The following is a 17,568-nucleotide window of genomic DNA, read 5'->3' on the forward strand; positions in this document are numbered from 1 at the left end:
AAAATTATGAAAAAAAAACCAAAGAATAGTGGGATACAATTCCCATTGTTCCAAAACAACCTAAAATTGAAACTAACTACGCTACTTCTTTTAGTTGTCATGTTTAATATCCGAGCGAATACTTATGCCCAAAAAACAAAAGTAAGTTTAGAATTAAACAATACAACAGTTGAAACGGTTATTGAAACCATTGAGCAAAAAACAGATTTTAGATTTATTTACAAAATGAATGATATCGATTTAAATCGAATCATCTCTATTCGTGTAAAAGACCAAACAATTGATGTAGTTTTAGACAAACTGTTCAAAGGAACAGGTACCGATTTTAAAGTTAGAGAAACTCAAATTATTTTGAAAAAACCTCTAATTGAAAAAACGGATCAGACTTTTTATTTAAAAAAGACTATAAAAGGTAAAGTATCCGATGAAAATGGTATGCCTCTTCCAGGTGCCTCGATCATGGAAGAAAAAACCAAAAAAGTAGTAGTCACAGATATCAATGGAAACTTTGAAATTGATGTTGAAAACAGTGACGCTATAATCATAATAAGCTATATAGGTTATAAAGAGAAAAGAGTCTCTGCAAACCAAGATAATAGTGTAATTCAACTTTTTCCAGATACAACTACCTTAGAAGAGATTGTAGTGGTAGGTTATGGAACTTCATCGAGAAAAGATGTTACTGGTGCTGTATCTTCTATAGCTGCAAAAGACATGAATCAGGGTGCTGTTGTCAACCCATTGCAATTAATTTCGGGAAAATTGGCTGGGGTTAATATTACACAAACAGGAAGTGAACCAGGTTCAGCTCCTAGTGTTAGAATACGAGGAATCTCTTCTTTAATTGGGGGAAATGATCCTTTGGTAGTTGTAGATGGAGTTCAAGGAAATATGGATTTATTAAACCAAATTCCACCTAGCGAAATTGCCTCTATGGATATATTAAAAGATGCCTCAGCAACTGCCGTTTATGGTTCTAGAGGAGCTGCGGGAGTAATCATTGTTACTACAAAGAAAAACAAAGCAGGAAGAACATCCGTCGAATATTCTGCTTCAACAGCTATCGATTATATTCCAAAAAAATTAGACATGTTGAATGCTGACCAATGGTGGCAACAAGCTCAATTAGTTGGCGTTCCTGCTTCGGCAAATCATGGTTCAGATACAGACTGGTATGGTATTCTTACCAAAGGTGGTGCTACACAAACTCACACTTTATCATTTGGCGGAGGAACAGATAAATTTAGCTATAGAGCTTCGATCAGTGCTATTTTACAGGATGGTGTTGTAATTAATACCAGCAATAAAAAATACATTGGAAGAATTCAAGCTACGCAATCCGCAATGGATGATAAATTGAAATTGACTTTTAATTTGAATAGTGGGGTTACTAATGCCGTTAACAGTATTGGTAGCATTGGTAGAGCTGCATTTACTTCAAATTTGATCACTAATGCGTATGTAATGCGTCCTACTGATCCCGTTTATAATACAAATGGTAGTTATTTTACAGACCCAAATGTATTCCAATACTTGAATCCTTATGCTGCTGCACAAACAGTGACCAATGAAGGGCAATATGATAATTTGTTTGGAAGCCTTAAAGCCGATTTAGATTTATACAAAGGGTTAACAGCTGGTTGGTTTGGAAGTTGGAGAAAAACAAATAGTACAAATGGGTACTATCTTCCTGCGGAATCAACTAATGCTTATGCGGTGGATCAAAATGGGTATGCGAACATAAGCAACAACAAGCAAAATGAAAAATTAATGAATATTAGTCTTTCATACAAAAAAGTGTTTGGAGACCATAGTATTAATGCATTAGCCTTGTATGAATGGCAAAATCAGGCCTACCAAGGTAATTTTGCTCAAGCCAAAGGTTTTATCAATGACATTGCAACTTATAATGCTTTGCAACTAGGTGACTTATCTAAAGTGCAACCTGGTGATATCTCATCCTATAAAAATGACCGAACACTAGTTTCCTTTTTGGGGCGTGTGAATTACTCTTTTTTAAACCGATATTTATTTACAGCTAGTTTTAGAAGAGATGGTTCATCTGTATTTGGTGTAAATAATAAATGGGGAGATTTCCCATCGGCTTCGGTTGCTTGGCAAATAGACAAAGAGCCTTTTATGGCCAATCAAACTATTTTTAGCGAATTAAAATTACGTGGAGGATATGGAGTTACAGGTAATCAACAAGGATTATATCCACAAAACTCTATCTCACTTGTGGGTGGATCTGGAGTAACTTATTTTGGAGGTCAACAAATCACCAATTTCAATGTAATCCAAAATGCCAATGCCGATTTACGTTGGGAGACAAAAAAACAAACCAATATTGGTTTAGATTTTGGTCTTTTCGACAACAAAGTAAGAGGAAGTATTGATGTATTTACAGCAACTACCGATAATCTTTTATTTGATTATACCGTTCCACAACCTCCTTTCCCATATAATACAATCAAAGCAAATGTTGGAAGTTTATTAAACGAAGGATTGGAAATTGCAATTGGTTATGATTTAATAAAAACCGACAACACAACACTTACCCTTGCTGGGAATGTGTCTTTCTTAAGAAATAGAATATTGAACCTTAGCGGAAGTATCAATGGTGTACCATTAAACACGAATAATGTTCCTTGGGGACCAAGTTCTTACTTAATTGAAGGACAACCTATAGGTACGTTTAATATCTTACATCATACAGGTAAAGACAATGAAAATTCGGAAACAGTGCTTGATGTTGATGGAAACGGTATTATTGATCAAGGAACTACTAGTCCAGACCGCTTAATACAAGGTTCTGCATTACCAACTTACACCTATGCATTCAACCCCTCTTTTCAATATAAAAACTTAGATGTCTCTATGTTATGGAGAGGATCAGGTGGAAACAAAATTTACAATGGCCTTAAATCAAATTTAAGTTACCTAGAAAATATTGGTAAATCAAACGTGTTGGAAAGCGCTATTCCTTTAGGGTTATTTACTTCAAAATATGGTTCTGACTTATGGCTTGAAGATGGTTCTTTTTTACGATTAGAAAATGTAACTGTAGGCTATAACTTTCATTTTGAAAAAGTAAAATATATTGAATCTGTTCGACTTTCTCTTACTGGAAATAACTTATTGCTAATTACACCGTATTCAGGAATTGATCCCGAATTAAATTTGAGTGGTGGTAATGGTTTTGGGGGCGACAATGGTATTTACCCTCGTACCCGAAGTTTTGCCTTTGGATTAAATGTAAAATTTAAATAGTAAAAGAAAATGAAAATGAAAAATATATTGATAGCAGGAAGCATTTGTTTCCTTTTTCTATTCGGATGTACGAACATAGATGAAAATGTATATGATAAATACTCCGCAGACGATTTTTACGGCTCTGCTCAAGGTGCCGATGTAGCGCTGGCTAGTGTTTATGCACAAGTTGGCGGTAATTGGGATGGTGTAGGTTATGCTGGGGCTGATAGAGGTTGGTATGACTTAAACAGTTTCAGTTCAGATGAGCAAGTAATTCCTCATAGAACAACGGGTGATTGGGAATTGGATTTTGCTCGTTTATACAAACACGAATGGTTGCCTACGGATTCTTTTATAAATAACACTTGGAAATGGTTGTACAAATCTATTTTCAATGCCAATTTGGCCGTTAATCAATTAGAAAAATCCAATGCCGAACCTTCAAAAATTGCTGAAGCCAAAGTATTGAGAGCCTTTTTCTATTATTTACTAATAGATGATTTTGGTAATGTTCCTTTTTATACAGACAACAATATTACTGTAGATCAAATCCCTCAATCTAGTCGTAAAGAGGTATATGATTTTGTAGTAAAAGAACTTACCGAAAATGTAGAAACCCTTTCAAGTACTAAAGGCGGTAACTATTACGGAAGATTCAATAAATGGGCAGGTTATACTTTATTAGCCAAAGTTTATTTGAATGCACAAGTATACACTGGAACTCCTGAATGGGAAAAATGTTTGGCTGCTTGCGATAAAGTAAGCGAAGGAGGATTTTCTCTGCATTCAGGTGCTGCCGATGCTTCTAGCCCTCTGGGTAACAAATATTATGAATTATTTGGTGATGTCCTTCCAGATGATGAAACGATCCTATCTATTTTCGTTACTGCAAATGTAGTTTCCCGTAACATTTTTACTATTCGTAGTTTGAATGGTCCAGATGCTAATGCATTATTTGGAACTAGTGGTTGGAATGGAACTATTGTCCCAAAGGATTTCTTCTTGAAATATGCTGACCAAGACATTCGTAAAAAACAATTCCGTTATGGAGATCAAGGTGGTGGAGTTAATTATTCTATAGACGTCGCTTCACTTGACAATCCTGGGGCAGCACCACAAGCTGGTGTTCGTGATACTAAATTTTACCCTGTGACACCTATGGATGGTGGTGGTGCATCAAATGACTTTCCTATCTATCGCTATGCCGATGTGTTATTAATGAAAGCAGAATGCAATGTAAGATTAGGTAACCCTACAGCTGCCAAACCATTTATCGATCAAATAAGACAACGTGCTGGTCTTGGAATATTAGCTGCAAATCCAACATTAGATGATATTTATAATGAAAGAGGATTTGAGTTAAACTGGGAAGGACATAGAAGACAAGACATGATTCGTTTTGATAAATTTTCATTAGCAAACGATTTTAGAGGCGTTTCTGCAGATTACCGAAAATTATTCCCTATACCTACCGCAGCATTAGATGCTAACAAGGGACTAAAACAAAATACAGGTTACTAACACATAGAAACTATTATGAAAAAATATATAAACAAGATATTCGCACTTTGCACCTTACTTTTCTTAGGTGCATCTTGTGAAAATGATGCCGTACTTACTACTTTAAAAACAGTAAGTTTTTCTGCCCCAATAGAAGCTTCGTCTAGCACTATTGTCCTTTCATCAGAAAACGAAAATCTATCTGTAGTCACTATTTCTTGGCCTACAGTAGTATTTCCTGTAAACGCTCCTGTAACTTATGCTTTGGAATTTGATGTTCCCGCAGATGCTGTTGGCGCTACAGCTTGGTCAAAAGCAGTTCGTGTTGAGGCAGGAGTTGATGTGCTAAGTAAAGCTTTCTCAGGAAGCGATTTTAATAAAATGGCTATCAAACTAGGACTTCCCGTTGATGAATCAGGAAAAATAGTTGTTCGTGTAGTATCCACTTTAGACAGAACTATCTATTCCGATGCAATTGAATTAACTGTAACTCCTTTTGCAAAAGCAGTCGTTTTTGGAGAAATTTACATGCCCGGAAGTTACCAAGGTTGGGATATAAATACAGCAGCATCTTTAACAGCAATTAATGCAGGTATTTATCAAGGATATGTTACGATTCCGGCAGGTGCTGGCTTAGGATTTAAACTTAACACCAATAGAAACTGGGATCAATTTTATGGTGCTGGCGCAACTAATGATGTATTAGTTGACCATAGTGATGCTGATTTTTTAATGCCTCAAGCTGGTTCTTTTCAAATTAATGTCAATCTAAATACAGCAAAATGGAAAGCTACGCCCTATACTTGGGGAATTGTAGGTGATGCTACAGCTGGAAGTTGGGACAATTCTACAAATATGTCTTTTAATCACCAACTAAAACAATGGGAGATTACAAGTGATTTGAAAGTTGGAAATGTAAAATTCAGACTTAATAATGCTTGGACTATTAATTATGGTCCAAAAAATAATGATGATGGGATAGTTTATTTAGATGACCCAGGAGCACATTATATATCAGAAGCAGGGACCTATAAAATAACATTTAAAATAGATGATATTGATCCCGCAACTAATGGATATCCTCCAACGGCTACCTATACAGTTACAAAAATCTAAAAACAAAATATTCGTTTAGCATTAAAAGATGTAGTTTATCTATTTAAAAATGGAGCTCCTAATTACAAAATGGAGCTCCTGTTTTCATCGCTATGTGCAATACGTTTATTATTAAAATCAAAAAAAAATGAAATTATATATCAACATCGTTTTTATACTTGTCTTTAGTTCGGTACTCGCTTCATGCAGTTCTTCGGATAATGAGCCAAATCCAGCATCAGTATATCCACAATACGGAACCCGTTTTGAAAAAATGCCTAAAAAGGAAGATGCCGTAATTTATCAGGTAAACATTCGTGCCTTTAGTGAAGCAGGAACTCTAAAAGGAGTTCAAGAAAAACTAACTACTATTCAAGAACTTGGAGTTAATGTTATTTATTTAATGCCTATTTATCCAGTGGGTATAGTGCGATCTTCTGGCGGATTAGGATCTCCATATTCTGTTAAAGATTACAAAGCAGTAAATACTGATTTTGGAACTTTGGAAGACCTACGCGTTTTAGTAGAAGAAGCCCACAAAAAAAATATGGCAGTTATTTTGGACTGGGTAGCTAACCATACTTCATGGGATAATGGTTGGATTACTGCTCATCCAGATTGGTACCAAAAAGATGCTAGCGGAAATATTATTATTCCTCCAGGAACTAATTATAATGATGTAGCACAACTAGATTTTACAAATACTGAAATGCGTGCCGCTATGATTGATGCCATGTCCTACTGGGTATACAGTGCAAACATAGATGGTTTTAGATGTGATTATGCTGATTTTGTACCTCAAAATTTTTGGTCAGAAGCTATTACAGCATTAAGAAAAATTAAGAAAAATCAAACCATATTGATGCTTGCAGAAGGGTCAAAAGTGAGTCAATTTGCTGCTGGTTTTGATTTTACTTTTGGATTTAATTTCTTCAGTGCTATTGAAAAAGTTTTTGGCGAAAGCAAATCAGCAACTACTCTACAAGATTCGAATGCTATAGAATATGCTAATAATTACACTCCTGAAAATAAAGTGGTAAGGTATACAAGCAATCATGATGTCAACCTTTCTGATGGTACCCCTTTAGAGTTATTTGGTGGAAAAAAAGGATCTATTGCAGCATTTGTAGTTGCAGCATACATGAATTCTATACCTATGATTTATAATGGGCAAGAAGTAGGGTACAATAAAAGAATCGATTATTTTAACCGCACCCCTATTGACTGGAGTACAGGCGATTTAGACATGTTAGCTGAATACAAAAAGATTGTTGCATTTAGAAATTCTAGTAATGCCATTAAAAAAGGAACTTTTAAAGGATATAGTAGTGATGCGGTAAGTGCATTTACCATGGAAACAGATACTGAAAAAGTTTTTGTACTAGCTAACCTAACTTCTTCAGCAGTTAATTACACGATTCCTGTTTCATTATCAAAAATGACATGGAAAGATGGGTTTACTAGTGCTGCAATAACGGCCACTACTGAAATAAGTTTATTGCCCTATGAATATAAGGTATTGAAAAACTAATCTAAAAACTAGTTTTTGGTAACATCGGTTAGCCAAAAAACGACTCTATTATTGGCGCAAACACAAAGGCATAAAAGATTTAATTCATATCACTTTCTTGTTTATAAGTAATTTGATTCTTTTTTTAAATTTTAAATACTTCGAAACTATTTGCCTTTGTGTGTTGTGTCTATTCGAAAATTATTAAGGAGGGACTAAAATCCACTCCTAAGCTGCTGGGAAAATTCAATGGGAACTTTTCGCACTCCTCCTACGCATTCAAAAGAGATTTTTAATACAACCAGAATTGCATTCTCTATTAATTAAAAAAATAAAAAAATGACCTTTAAACTTAAAAAAACAAATCTACATCAGTTGTTTTTATTTATTTTCCTTGCTCCTTTTTTGGTACAAGCACAAGAAATAAATTCACCTAATAAGAATCTTGTTCTAAAATTTGAACTTGTAGCAAATGGTGTTCCTTCTTATCAATTATCTTATAAAGGAAAACCTGTAATCAAGCCTAGTACTTTGGGATTAGAAATAAAAGATGTGCCTTCGTTTATGGATGGCTTTTCCATTACTAATACGGAACAAAAATCAGTTGATGATTCTTGGAACCCAGTTATGGGTGAGGAAAAAACCATTCGCGACAACTACAACGAATTGGTAGTTACTTTGGCACAAGCCAAAAACAACAATCGTTTCATCCGAATTCGCTTTCGTTTGTTCAATGATGGATTGGGGTTTAGATATGAATTTCCAAAACAAAATGATCTTAATTATTTTGTAATCAAAGAAGAACATACCGAATTTCAATTGGCTGGAGACCATAAAATTTTCTGGATTCCAGGAGATTATGACACCAATGAATATGCGTATACCACATCAAAGATTTCAGAAATTCCTTCCTTGATGAAAAAAGCTACCGTTGAAATTAATTCACAATGGCCTATAAAAAATCTAGCTGTACAAACCCCATCGATGATGAAATCTTCGGATGGTTTATACATCAATATTCACGAGGCTGCATTGATTAATTACCCAGCGATGTCTTTAAACGTTGATGCAAACACTTTTAAAATGAGCAGTCATCTTACGCCTGATGCAGTTGGAAATAAAGGATACATGCAAACGGATACACAAACGCCTTGGAGAACAATCGTAGTAAGCGATAAAGCCACTGATATTTTGGCTTCAAAACTGATCTTGAACCTCAACGAACCCACTGCTTACAAAGATGTTTCATGGATAAAACCAGTGAAATACATTGGAATTTGGTGGGAATACTTCGTGGCTGGAAAAAGCACATGGGCGTATGGGAAAGAGAACAATGTGAAGCTTGGCCAAGATTTTACTAAGCTTACACCAAATGGAAAACACGGCGCAACAACAGAACATGCCAAAGAATATATTGATTTCGCTGCAAAAAATGGATTTGATGCCATCCTTATCGAAGGATGGAATGTAGGTTGGGAAGATTGGATTAACAATTGGAAAGAAGAGGTTTTTGATTTCACAACTGCCTATCCTGATTTTGATGTAAAAGCAGTTCATGAATACGCTGCCTCAAAAGGGGTAAAGATTATCATGCACCATGAAACTTCGGGAGCTGCAACAAACTACGAACGCCGTTTAGATCGTGCTTTTCAGTTTATGAATGATAACGGATATGATGCTGTAAAAACAGGATATGTAGGGAAAATTATTCCGCGTGGTGAACACCATGACGGACAATGGATGGTAAATCATTACATACATGTTGCAGAGCGTGCCGCCGATTATAAAATTATGATCGACAGCCACGAAGCAGTTCGCCCTACGGGATTAAACCGTACCTATCCAAACTGGGTTGCTCAAGAATCAGCTCGAGGAACGGAGTTTGAAGCCATGGGAGGATTAGCTCCAGAACACACCACTATTTTACCATTTACTCGCTTGATGGGTGGGCCAATGGATTATACACCCGGTATTTTTCAAACGGATCTTACGTATTACAAAACAGGTGGGAATCAACGTGTCAACACTACATTGGTAAAACAACTGGCCTATTATGTGACGATGTACAGCCCGTTGCAAATGGCAGCTGATATTCCGGACAATTACAATCGTTTTCCTGATGCTTTTCAGTTTATAAAAGATGTTGCAGTAGACTGGGACAATAGTTATATCCTAGAAGCAGAGCCTGGAGATTACATTACTATTGCCCGAAAAGCAAAAGGGAAAAATGAATGGTTCGTAGGAGGAATCACTGATGAAAATTCAAGAACGGCAACTATTGCTTTTGACTATTTACCAAAAGGAAAAAAATTCATCGCAACTGTTTATGCAGATGCTAAAGATGCTAGTTGGAATGAAAAACCACAAAATTATACGATTCAAAAAATCATAGTGACTTCAAAAAGTGTTTTGAAACAATACATTGCTCCTGGTGGAGGGACTGCCATCAGTATTAAAGAAGGGGATGCTTCAGAAATGAAGGGATTGAAAAAACTGTAATTTGAACAACAACAAGCCCTATTACAAAATCTTCTTTTAGTAATAGGGCTTATTAAACAACATCACAAAAACCACGATTATTAACTAAAACCAAAAAACCATGAAAAAGAAATTACTCTTTTTTATTATTTGTCTATTGACAATCTCTTTTGCAAATGCAAAAAAGCCACCACTTCATTCAGTTGAAAAACAGAATGCAGTTTTTCTAACCGTCAGCATCTTTGGAGACGCCACTCCAGGTGCTTGGGCAACGGATACCGATATGACTACCACAGATGGAATTACATATACGCTGAATGGTGTAGCTTTAGTTCCTGGTGCTTTAAAATTTAGAGGAAATCACGCTTGGACATTACCCTACAACTGGGGTGGAACTGCTTTTCCTTCGGGAACTGCAGTAGTAGATGCTGATCCTATAACAGTGCCAACCGCTGGTACTTACAATATTACTTTTAACATTGAAACTGCTGTTTATTCGATTGCGATTCCAACAGTAAACCATCCAATAATCAGTATTTTTGGAGACGCTACTCCGGGTGCTTGGGTAACGGATACCGATATGACTACCACAGATGGAATTACGTATACGCTCAATGGTGTAGCTTTGGTTCCTGGTGCTTTAAAATTTAGAGGAAATCACGCTTGGGACTTGCCTTATAACTGGGGTGGAACTGACTTCCCTTCAGGAACTGCCGTTGTTGATGCTGATCCTATAACAGTACCTACAGCTGGTACTTACAATATTACTTTTAACATTGAAACTGCTGTTTATTCGATTGCGATTCCAACAGTAAACCATCCAATAATCAGTATTTTTGGTGACGCCACTCCAGGTGCTTGGGTAACGGATACCGATATGACTACCACAGATGGAATTACGTATACGCTCAATGGTGTAGCTTTGGTTCCTGGTGCTTTAAAATTTAGAGGAAATCACGCTTGGACATTACCCTATAACTGGGGTGGAACTGCTTTTCCTTCGGGAACTGCCGTTGTTGATGCTGATCCTATAACAGTGCCTACAGCTGGTACTTACAATATTACTTTTAACATTGAAACTGCTGTTTATTCGATTGCGATTCCAACAGTAAACCATCCAATAATCAGTATTTTTGGTGATGCGACTCCAGGTGCTTGGGTAACGGATACCGATATGGTTACCACCGATGGAATTACGTATACGCTGAATGGTGTAGCTTTGGTTCCTGGTGCTCTAAAATTTAGAGGAAATCACGCTTGGACATTGCCTTATAATTGGGGTGGAACTGCTTTCCCTTCAGGAACTGCTGTTGTTGATGCTGATCCTATAACAGTGCCAACCGCTGGTACTTACAATATTACTTTTAACATTGAAACTGCTGTTTATTCGATTGCGATTCCAACAGTAAATCATCAAGTAATAAGTATTTTTGGTGATGCGACTCCGGGTGCTTGGGTAACGGATACCGATATGATTACTACTGATGGTAACTTATATACTCTTGATGGAGTTTCTTTAATTCCTGGTGCTCTAAAATTTAGAGGGAATCATGCTTGGACATTGCCTTATAACTGGGGTGGAACAGCTTTCCCTTCAGGAATTGCAGTAGTGGATGCTGATCCTATAACAGTGCCTACAGCTGGCACTTACAATATTACTTTTAATAAAACGACAGCAGAATATAGTATTTTAATCCCTTCAGCACCAAGTAAATTAACTTATAATACCCCAAATATTTTTGTTTCAAATACAACAATTTCGAGCTTAGTACCATCAGTAGATGTAGGTCTTGGCAATCTTGTTTACACGGTAAATCCATCATTACCTGAAGGATTGCAATTGGACGCTGTTACTGGAATTATCAGTGGAACACCAACAAGCATTCAATCTGCAAGTGCTTACACAGTATCTGCAACCAATAGTTATGGTTTTTCTTCCAAAACAATTAGTATAGAAATACAAGGTGTACCAACAAACCTAACTTATACAGGAGACCTTAGACTACCCATAAACATTGTAATGGAAACAGTAGTACCAACTGTAATTTCAAATCCAATTTCGACTTTTAGTATAAATCCGTCATTGCCTTTTGGCCTAATTTTAAATACTGCTAACGGAACAGTATCAGGTAGACCCACAATCGAAACTGATGTTATCAACTATACAGTAACCGCAACTAATGCAATAGGTTCTACATCAAAGAGCTTCTCTATCGAAGTGTACAATGAAGACCATGATTTTGATGGAATTCTAGATGTCAATGACAATTGTCCTACAACGTATAATCAAGATCAGGCAGATATTGACCATGATGGTATTGGCGATGCTTGTGACTTAGTTGAAATAAATGTAGCCGAAGGATTTTCACCAAATGGTGATGGTAAAAATGATACTTGGTTTATAAATAATTTAATCAATCACCCCAATTCATCTGTTCGTGTTTTCAACAGCACGGGAGCTGAAGTGTATTTTTCTCCTGATTATCAGAATGACTGGAATGGAGAATACAAAAACACGGGTAAAATTGTAGCCATAGGTTCTTATTTCTATCAAATTGATTTAGGTAATGATGGTTCTATTGATCAACAAGGGTGGATTTACATTGCTAAATAATTTATAAAAAAAGTAACATGAAAAATATACATTACATATTGGCAACCACACTACTCTTAATTGGTAGTTCCGTTTTTGCCCAACAAGAAAGCTCATTTGCTTTTTACAAATACCACATGAACGTTATCAATCCTGCTTATGCAGGTGTTGATGAGCAAACCGTAATTACAAGTTCCATAAGAAATCAGTGGAGCGGAATAGCAAATGCCCCAAAAACGCAAGCCGTTTCTTTTGGAATGCCAATTGCAAATAATCTTGGCTTTGGTATCGCTGTTGTCAATTCTTCTACTTTTATAGAAAAACAAACAGCAGTAGATATTAATTTATCATATAAAGTAAAAATGAGTCAAAGCACGGATTTGTATTTGGGTATTAATGCAGGAGGTACTAATTTTAATCTAAACACAGCTGGGCTAGAACTATATTCTGTTGAATCAGATCCTGCTTTTGGTTCCATCAAAACGTTTAACCCTAACTTTGGAGCCGGTGCCCTATTAAAAAGTGAAAAATTCTATGTCTCGCTTTCGGTACCTAAATTATTACATATCCAAAACGCAAAAAATGACAATGGATATGCAACATTAGAAACTAACAAACCTAGAATTTATCTAAGCGGTGGTTATGATTTTAATCTTAATCCAGCAGGGACATTAATATTGAAACCTTCTGTTTTGGCTCGATATGCTACTGCTACACCTTTCTCAGTTGATATTAGCACGATGTTGCAAATACAACAAAACTTTGAAATAGGTGCATTATACCGAACTGATAAAGCCTATGCTGCAATGGCTAATTTTATTCTTAACAAGAAATTCATCATTGGGTATGCTTATGAAATGAGTACGATTTCAACAATGGCTAGTGCTAAAAACACCAATGAAATTTTACTACAATATACGTTTTAAGTTCATTTTAGTTTTGTTTAAAACACCTCTTAGGAGGTGTTTTTTTTATTTCAAAATTCCTTTTTAATTAAACGTTAACATTATAATACAAACCCATTTGCATACATCTTAACAACCTTCAAAAAGGAAAGTTAATTGATTTTAATGCTAGTAACCCTATAGTGTTAATTACAGTATTGCTTGAAAAGTAAAACTCAATTAAACCGACTTTTTTTAAAATTAACCAAAAAACCAAAAAAACCAATGAAGAAAAAAACCATTTCGAGACTATTAATAAACTGTTTAAGCCAATCAAAAGAGCTACTACTTTGTTTAAATCTTTTGATTATCTTATTTACAAGCACCATCTATGCTCAAGATCCTGCTCAATATGGAACTCCATATACAGGAGTGCCAGATCCAAGAGATGCAACTATTTATCAAGTACATATTCGCCCTCATAGTGCGACAGGAAATTTAGCCTCAGTAACTGCTGATTTAGACCGTATCAAAGCACTCGGTATTAATGTACTGTATCTAATGCCTATTTACCCATATGGAACTGACTCTAGAAGTTCCAATTCACCGTATTGTATCAAAGAGTTTAAAACAGTAGGGGCTGAATATGGTTCTTTAACAGATTTAAGAAACCTTACTAATGCAGCTCACAGCAGGGGAATGGCTGTTATTTTGGACTGGGTTGCCAATCAAACTTCTTGGGATCATCCATGGATTACACAACATCCCGATTACTATGTTCAAAGTAACGGCGCAATTCAGCAATTAGGATCTTATCCTGATGTCGCGGCATTAAATTTTAACAGCACAGCAATGAAAACGGCTATGATTGATGCTATGCGTTTTTGGGTATTTGCTGCTAATATTGATGGCTATCGCTGTGATTTTGCCGACAATTCCCCTGCTGCTTTCTGGACTCAAGCCATCAGTAATTTAAGAGGAATTAGTGCCCACAAATTAATATTTTTTGCAGAAGGAACCTTTGCACAAAATTTCACCTCCGGTTTTGACATGAACTTTGGGTTTAAATGGTATGGTGAGGCACTGAAACCTATACATACTGGCACTTCTGTTGCGCAAATTCAAACGACCACAAATACGGAATACACTTCGGCAAATGCCTCACAGCAGCTGGTTAGATATACCGCTAATCACGATACCGAAACTTCAGAAACAGCCATGAATGTTTTTGGAGGTCACGATGGAGTAATTGCAAATTTTCTGGTATCAGCTTACATGCGAGGGGTTCCTATGTTAACCAGTGGACAAGAAGTAGATTTTAATCAGGTAATTCCATGGCCGTATACCTCTGTAAAAATTAATTGGGGTAACACTACCGCAAAAAATGATTTTACTAAAATTCTAAATTTCAGAAATTCAAGCGTAGCTATAAGACGTGGCACAATGACCAATTATTCAAACACCAATGTTTGTGCTTTTACTAAAACATCAGGTAGCGAAAAAGTTATTGTTCTTACCAACCTCCGAGGTTCATCATCTACGTTTGTTGTCCCAGCAGCCATGGCAGGTTCGTATAAAGAAGTCTATTCTGGTACAACAATTAACTTGACTTCAGGAGCAACAATGACTTTGAATCCTTATCAATATCTTGTTGTCACAAACCTCTATTATTATACAATTCAAAATAGATGGAAAGGAACCTATCTCTACGATGCGGGGAATAATGTAGCCTATGGGGCAACAGTAGCAAACAATAATTATCGATGGGAAAAAGTAATGATTGATGGTCGTTACACTCAATTCAAAAACCTAGGTACAGGAGAGTTCATGCACATCGAAAATCAAACCGGTTCTGTACAATGTGGCGCAATTACGGCAGGTTGGTCGAGTGCGCAATGGACTCCAGAATATATTGATGGAACTTGGATCAGAATTAGAAATAAATGGCAGCCGGCAAGTATTGTTAATGTAGAAGGACAAACGGGAGCGGCCCAATATTCTGGTGCTCAAGACAGTTTTTATAGTGCACAATGGCAATTGAATGCTGTAGCGGCTGGAACTTCTACTTCAAAAGTATCAAATTCAAAAACTCTTTCGAATGAAGAAGACCTAATTAGTTCGATTACTATTTATCCTAATCCAGCAACCAACAATCAATTTAATATAGCCTTACCTGAATTAGAACAAAATGATATAGCAACTGTTAAAATTACTGATTTGAACGGTAAAATTGTATTTACAAAAGAGATTAATACCTCTACAATAATTAATCACAATTTAGCAACTGGTATGTATTTTATTTCAATTCATTCGAATAATTTAGACGCTACCAAAAAACTGATTATAAAATAGTTAAAAAAACTATTAACTAAAAAAAGGGTGTGTGAATTACTTTTCATACACCCTTTTATATTTTCAAAATAGTTTAGCTTATTTGAATTTATTTTTACAAATTCATTCCGCCTGAAACTTCAATTCGTTGTGCATTGACCCATTTAGCATCATCTGTACATAGAAAAGCAACTACGCTACCAATATCGTCTGGCAAGCCTACTCTTCCTAATGCTGTCATTGCAGCAATCATTTGGTTTAATTGTTCATTGTCACGAACTGCACCGCCACCAAAATCAGTTTCTATAGCTCCTGGTGCCACGATATTCACTCTTATTTTTCGTTCTCCCAATTCTTTTGCTTGGTACTTGGACAAGGTTTCTATTGCTCCTTTCATACTTGCATAAGCAGCATAACCTGGGAATGAAAAACGAGTTAATCCTGAAGAAATATTTACAATTCCACCACCGTCATTCATTACTGCTAACGCTTTTTGAGTTAGAAAAAATGCTCCTTTAAAATGAATATTAACCATGTTGTCTACTTGAGCCTCGGTAGTTGTTAAAAAACCTTCATGAACTCCCACACCTGCATTATTAACTAAAAAGTCAAATTTATCCTTATTAAAAGTGCTTTTTAAAACCGTTGTTACATTTTGAAAAAACGAATCAAAACTACTTGATTCCGCAACATTCAACTGAATTGCAACTGCCTTTTGTCCCAGTTTTTCAATTTCACCTACAACCACTTCTGCTTCTTCCTTTTTACTGTGGTAAGTCAATACTACATCAAGTCCTTTTTTAGCTAAACTTAAAGCCATTTCTTTTCCTAATCCGCGACTACCACCAGTCACTAGAGCGATTTTATTTTTTTTGTTTTCCATTTTGATTTGTTTTTATTTGATAGAACAAAATTAATACAGATGTACACTTCATCAATTGTAAATATCAATCCATAGTTTGCAAAATTCAAATCATGTCGTTTTAAACTCTAAAAGACAAAGGCGTCAATGTAGTTTGTTTTTTAAAGAAATTGGAAAAATGTGCCAGTTCCTCAAAACCCAGTGAATAGGCAATTTCGGAAATATTCCAATCGGTTTCTTTTAATAAAATCTTTGCCTCATAAATCAATCGTTCACTGATTAATTCGGTTGTAGTTTTACCTGAATTCTCTTTTAATACTTTATTCAAGTGATTGACATGAACAGCCAATCGCGCAGCAAAATCCTTGGCCGATTTTAGCTCTAATCGTTGATGAGGCGACTCTATGGGAAATTGTCTTTCGAGTAATTCTAAAAATAACGAAGAAACTCTAGCTGCCGAATTGTGTTTTGAATACAAAGCCGTTACTGGTTGTAGTTTTTGTCCAAAGTGTATGAGCTCAGCAACATAATTTCGAATCAAATCGTACTTATACACATAATCAGAATTGATTTCTTTATGAATTTTATTGAATAACATATCAACCTCAATGACTTCTTCATCGGTCAATTGGAAAACAGGATAGCCATTTGTTTGAAAAATAGGAAGGCTATCTAATTCAATTCCAATTTTGTCCTTCGTCAAAAATTCACTGGTAAAGACACAAAAATGCCCCGACTGCTGGGTATCCTGTGGGACATAGTTATAAGGTATTTTTGGCGTAGCAAATAAAAGGGCATTCTTTTCAATTTCAATTACTTTATCAGCATACTCCACTCTATTTTTTCCTCGTATCAAACTTATTTTATAATAGGCCCTTCGATCATAAGGCATAAATGACTTTTCCTTTAATCTTTCATAAAGTTCTTTGATATTAAAAACATTGAAATGTCCTATTTCTTTTTGGATACCGTCTGGTAATAAGCTGCTCAATTCCGTACTAGCGTCTCCAGAGATTTCTTGGTAAAACTCGTCTATTGATTTTAATTTCATTGCGAATGAATT

At 35.8% G+C, this 17,568-nt stretch carries 10 protein-coding genes; 8 read left to right on the forward strand and 2 right to left on the reverse strand.

Features of this window, described 5'->3' with window-relative positions; translation table 11 throughout:
* Positions 1 to 6 precede the first annotated feature (6 nt).
* The 8 genes from AB3G34_RS14075 (at position 7) to AB3G34_RS14110 (ending at position 15,664) form a co-directional block, all read left to right on the forward strand.
* The gene (locus AB3G34_RS14075; protein WP_367772617.1) at positions 7 to 3,270 is read left to right on the forward strand and encodes a TonB-dependent receptor; all 3,264 of its coding nucleotides are present in this window, start codon (positions 7 to 9) and stop codon (positions 3,268 to 3,270) included.
* Between the two features lie 15 nt (positions 3,271 to 3,285).
* Positions 3,286 to 4,773 carry a RagB/SusD family nutrient uptake outer membrane protein gene (locus AB3G34_RS14080; RefSeq protein ID WP_367772619.1) on the forward strand — a complete coding sequence of 496 codons (1,488 nt, stop codon included), beginning with the start codon at positions 3,286 to 3,288 and terminating at the stop codon, positions 4,771 to 4,773.
* Positions 4,774 to 4,788: 15 nt separating this feature from the next.
* The gene (locus AB3G34_RS14085) at positions 4,789 to 5,868 is read left to right on the forward strand and encodes a SusE domain-containing protein (RefSeq protein WP_367772621.1); all 1,080 of its coding nucleotides are present in this window, start codon (positions 4,789 to 4,791) and stop codon (positions 5,866 to 5,868) included.
* A gap of 127 nt (positions 5,869 to 5,995) precedes the next feature.
* Complete coding sequence (locus AB3G34_RS14090; protein WP_369752810.1) at positions 5,996 to 7,378, forward strand: alpha-amylase family glycosyl hydrolase; 1,383 nt, start codon at positions 5,996 to 5,998, stop codon at positions 7,376 to 7,378.
* A 318-nt stretch (positions 7,379 to 7,696) separates the two neighbouring features.
* Positions 7,697 to 9,856: a glycoside hydrolase family 97 protein gene (locus AB3G34_RS14095; RefSeq protein ID WP_367772625.1), complete on the forward strand. Its 2,160-nt coding sequence runs from the start codon at positions 7,697 to 7,699 to the stop codon at positions 9,854 to 9,856.
* A 100-nt stretch (positions 9,857 to 9,956) separates the two neighbouring features.
* The gene (locus tag AB3G34_RS14100; protein WP_369752811.1) at positions 9,957 to 12,449 is read left to right on the forward strand and encodes a gliding motility-associated C-terminal domain-containing protein; all 2,493 of its coding nucleotides are present in this window, start codon (positions 9,957 to 9,959) and stop codon (positions 12,447 to 12,449) included.
* A gap of 17 nt (positions 12,450 to 12,466) precedes the next feature.
* Positions 12,467 to 13,354, forward strand: coding sequence for a type IX secretion system membrane protein PorP/SprF (locus AB3G34_RS14105; RefSeq protein WP_369752812.1), 888 nt, complete (start codon positions 12,467 to 12,469; stop codon positions 13,352 to 13,354).
* A 243-nt stretch (positions 13,355 to 13,597) separates the two neighbouring features.
* A complete protein-coding gene (locus AB3G34_RS14110) occupies positions 13,598 to 15,664 on the forward strand; it encodes an alpha-amylase family glycosyl hydrolase (protein WP_369752813.1) in 2,067 nt (688 codons plus the stop codon).
* A 94-nt stretch (positions 15,665 to 15,758) separates the two neighbouring features.
* On the opposite strand, the gene AB3G34_RS14115 is transcribed toward AB3G34_RS14110, so the two are convergent.
* Together AB3G34_RS14115 and AB3G34_RS14120 are read right to left on the reverse strand one after the other, a co-directional pair.
* Complete coding sequence (locus AB3G34_RS14115) at positions 15,759 to 16,526, reverse strand: SDR family NAD(P)-dependent oxidoreductase (RefSeq protein ID WP_369752814.1); 768 nt, start codon at positions 16,524 to 16,526, stop codon at positions 15,759 to 15,761.
* Positions 16,527 to 16,626: 100 nt separating this feature from the next.
* Positions 16,627 to 17,556 (reverse strand): helix-turn-helix domain-containing protein, encoded by a 930-nt coding sequence (locus tag AB3G34_RS14120; protein ID WP_369752815.1) that lies wholly within the window; start codon positions 17,554 to 17,556, stop codon positions 16,627 to 16,629.
* Positions 17,557 to 17,568 lie beyond the last annotated feature (12 nt).

It is taken from the genome of Flavobacterium sp. WC2409 (assembly GCF_041200085.1).
Classification (GTDB): Bacteria; Bacteroidota; Bacteroidia; order Flavobacteriales; family Flavobacteriaceae; genus Flavobacterium.

Excerpts from the sequence above, each read along its gene's own strand:
- AB3G34_RS14075 (WP_367772617.1), top strand. The coding sequence starts at position 7 with ATGAAAAAAAAACCAAAGAATAGTGGGATACAATTCCCATTGTTCCAA.
- AB3G34_RS14080 (WP_367772619.1), top strand. The coding sequence starts at position 3,286 with ATGAAAAATATATTGATAGCAGGAAGCATTTGTTTCCTTTTTCTATTC.
- AB3G34_RS14085 (WP_367772621.1), top strand. The coding sequence starts at position 4,789 with ATGAAAAAATATATAAACAAGATATTCGCACTTTGCACCTTACTTTTC.
- AB3G34_RS14090 (WP_369752810.1), top strand. The coding sequence starts at position 5,996 with ATGAAATTATATATCAACATCGTTTTTATACTTGTCTTTAGTTCGGTA.
- AB3G34_RS14095 (WP_367772625.1), top strand. The coding sequence starts at position 7,697 with ATGACCTTTAAACTTAAAAAAACAAATCTACATCAGTTGTTTTTATTT.
- AB3G34_RS14100 (WP_369752811.1), top strand. The coding sequence starts at position 9,957 with ATGAAAAAGAAATTACTCTTTTTTATTATTTGTCTATTGACAATCTCT.
- AB3G34_RS14105 (WP_369752812.1), top strand. The coding sequence starts at position 12,467 with ATGAAAAATATACATTACATATTGGCAACCACACTACTCTTAATTGGT.
- AB3G34_RS14110 (WP_369752813.1), top strand. The coding sequence starts at position 13,598 with ATGAAGAAAAAAACCATTTCGAGACTATTAATAAACTGTTTAAGCCAA.
- AB3G34_RS14115 (WP_369752814.1), bottom strand. The coding sequence starts at position 16,526 with ATGGAAAACAAAAAAAATAAAATCGCTCTAGTGACTGGTGGTAGTCGC.
- AB3G34_RS14120 (WP_369752815.1), bottom strand. The coding sequence starts at position 17,556 with ATGAAATTAAAATCAATAGACGAGTTTTACCAAGAAATCTCTGGAGAC.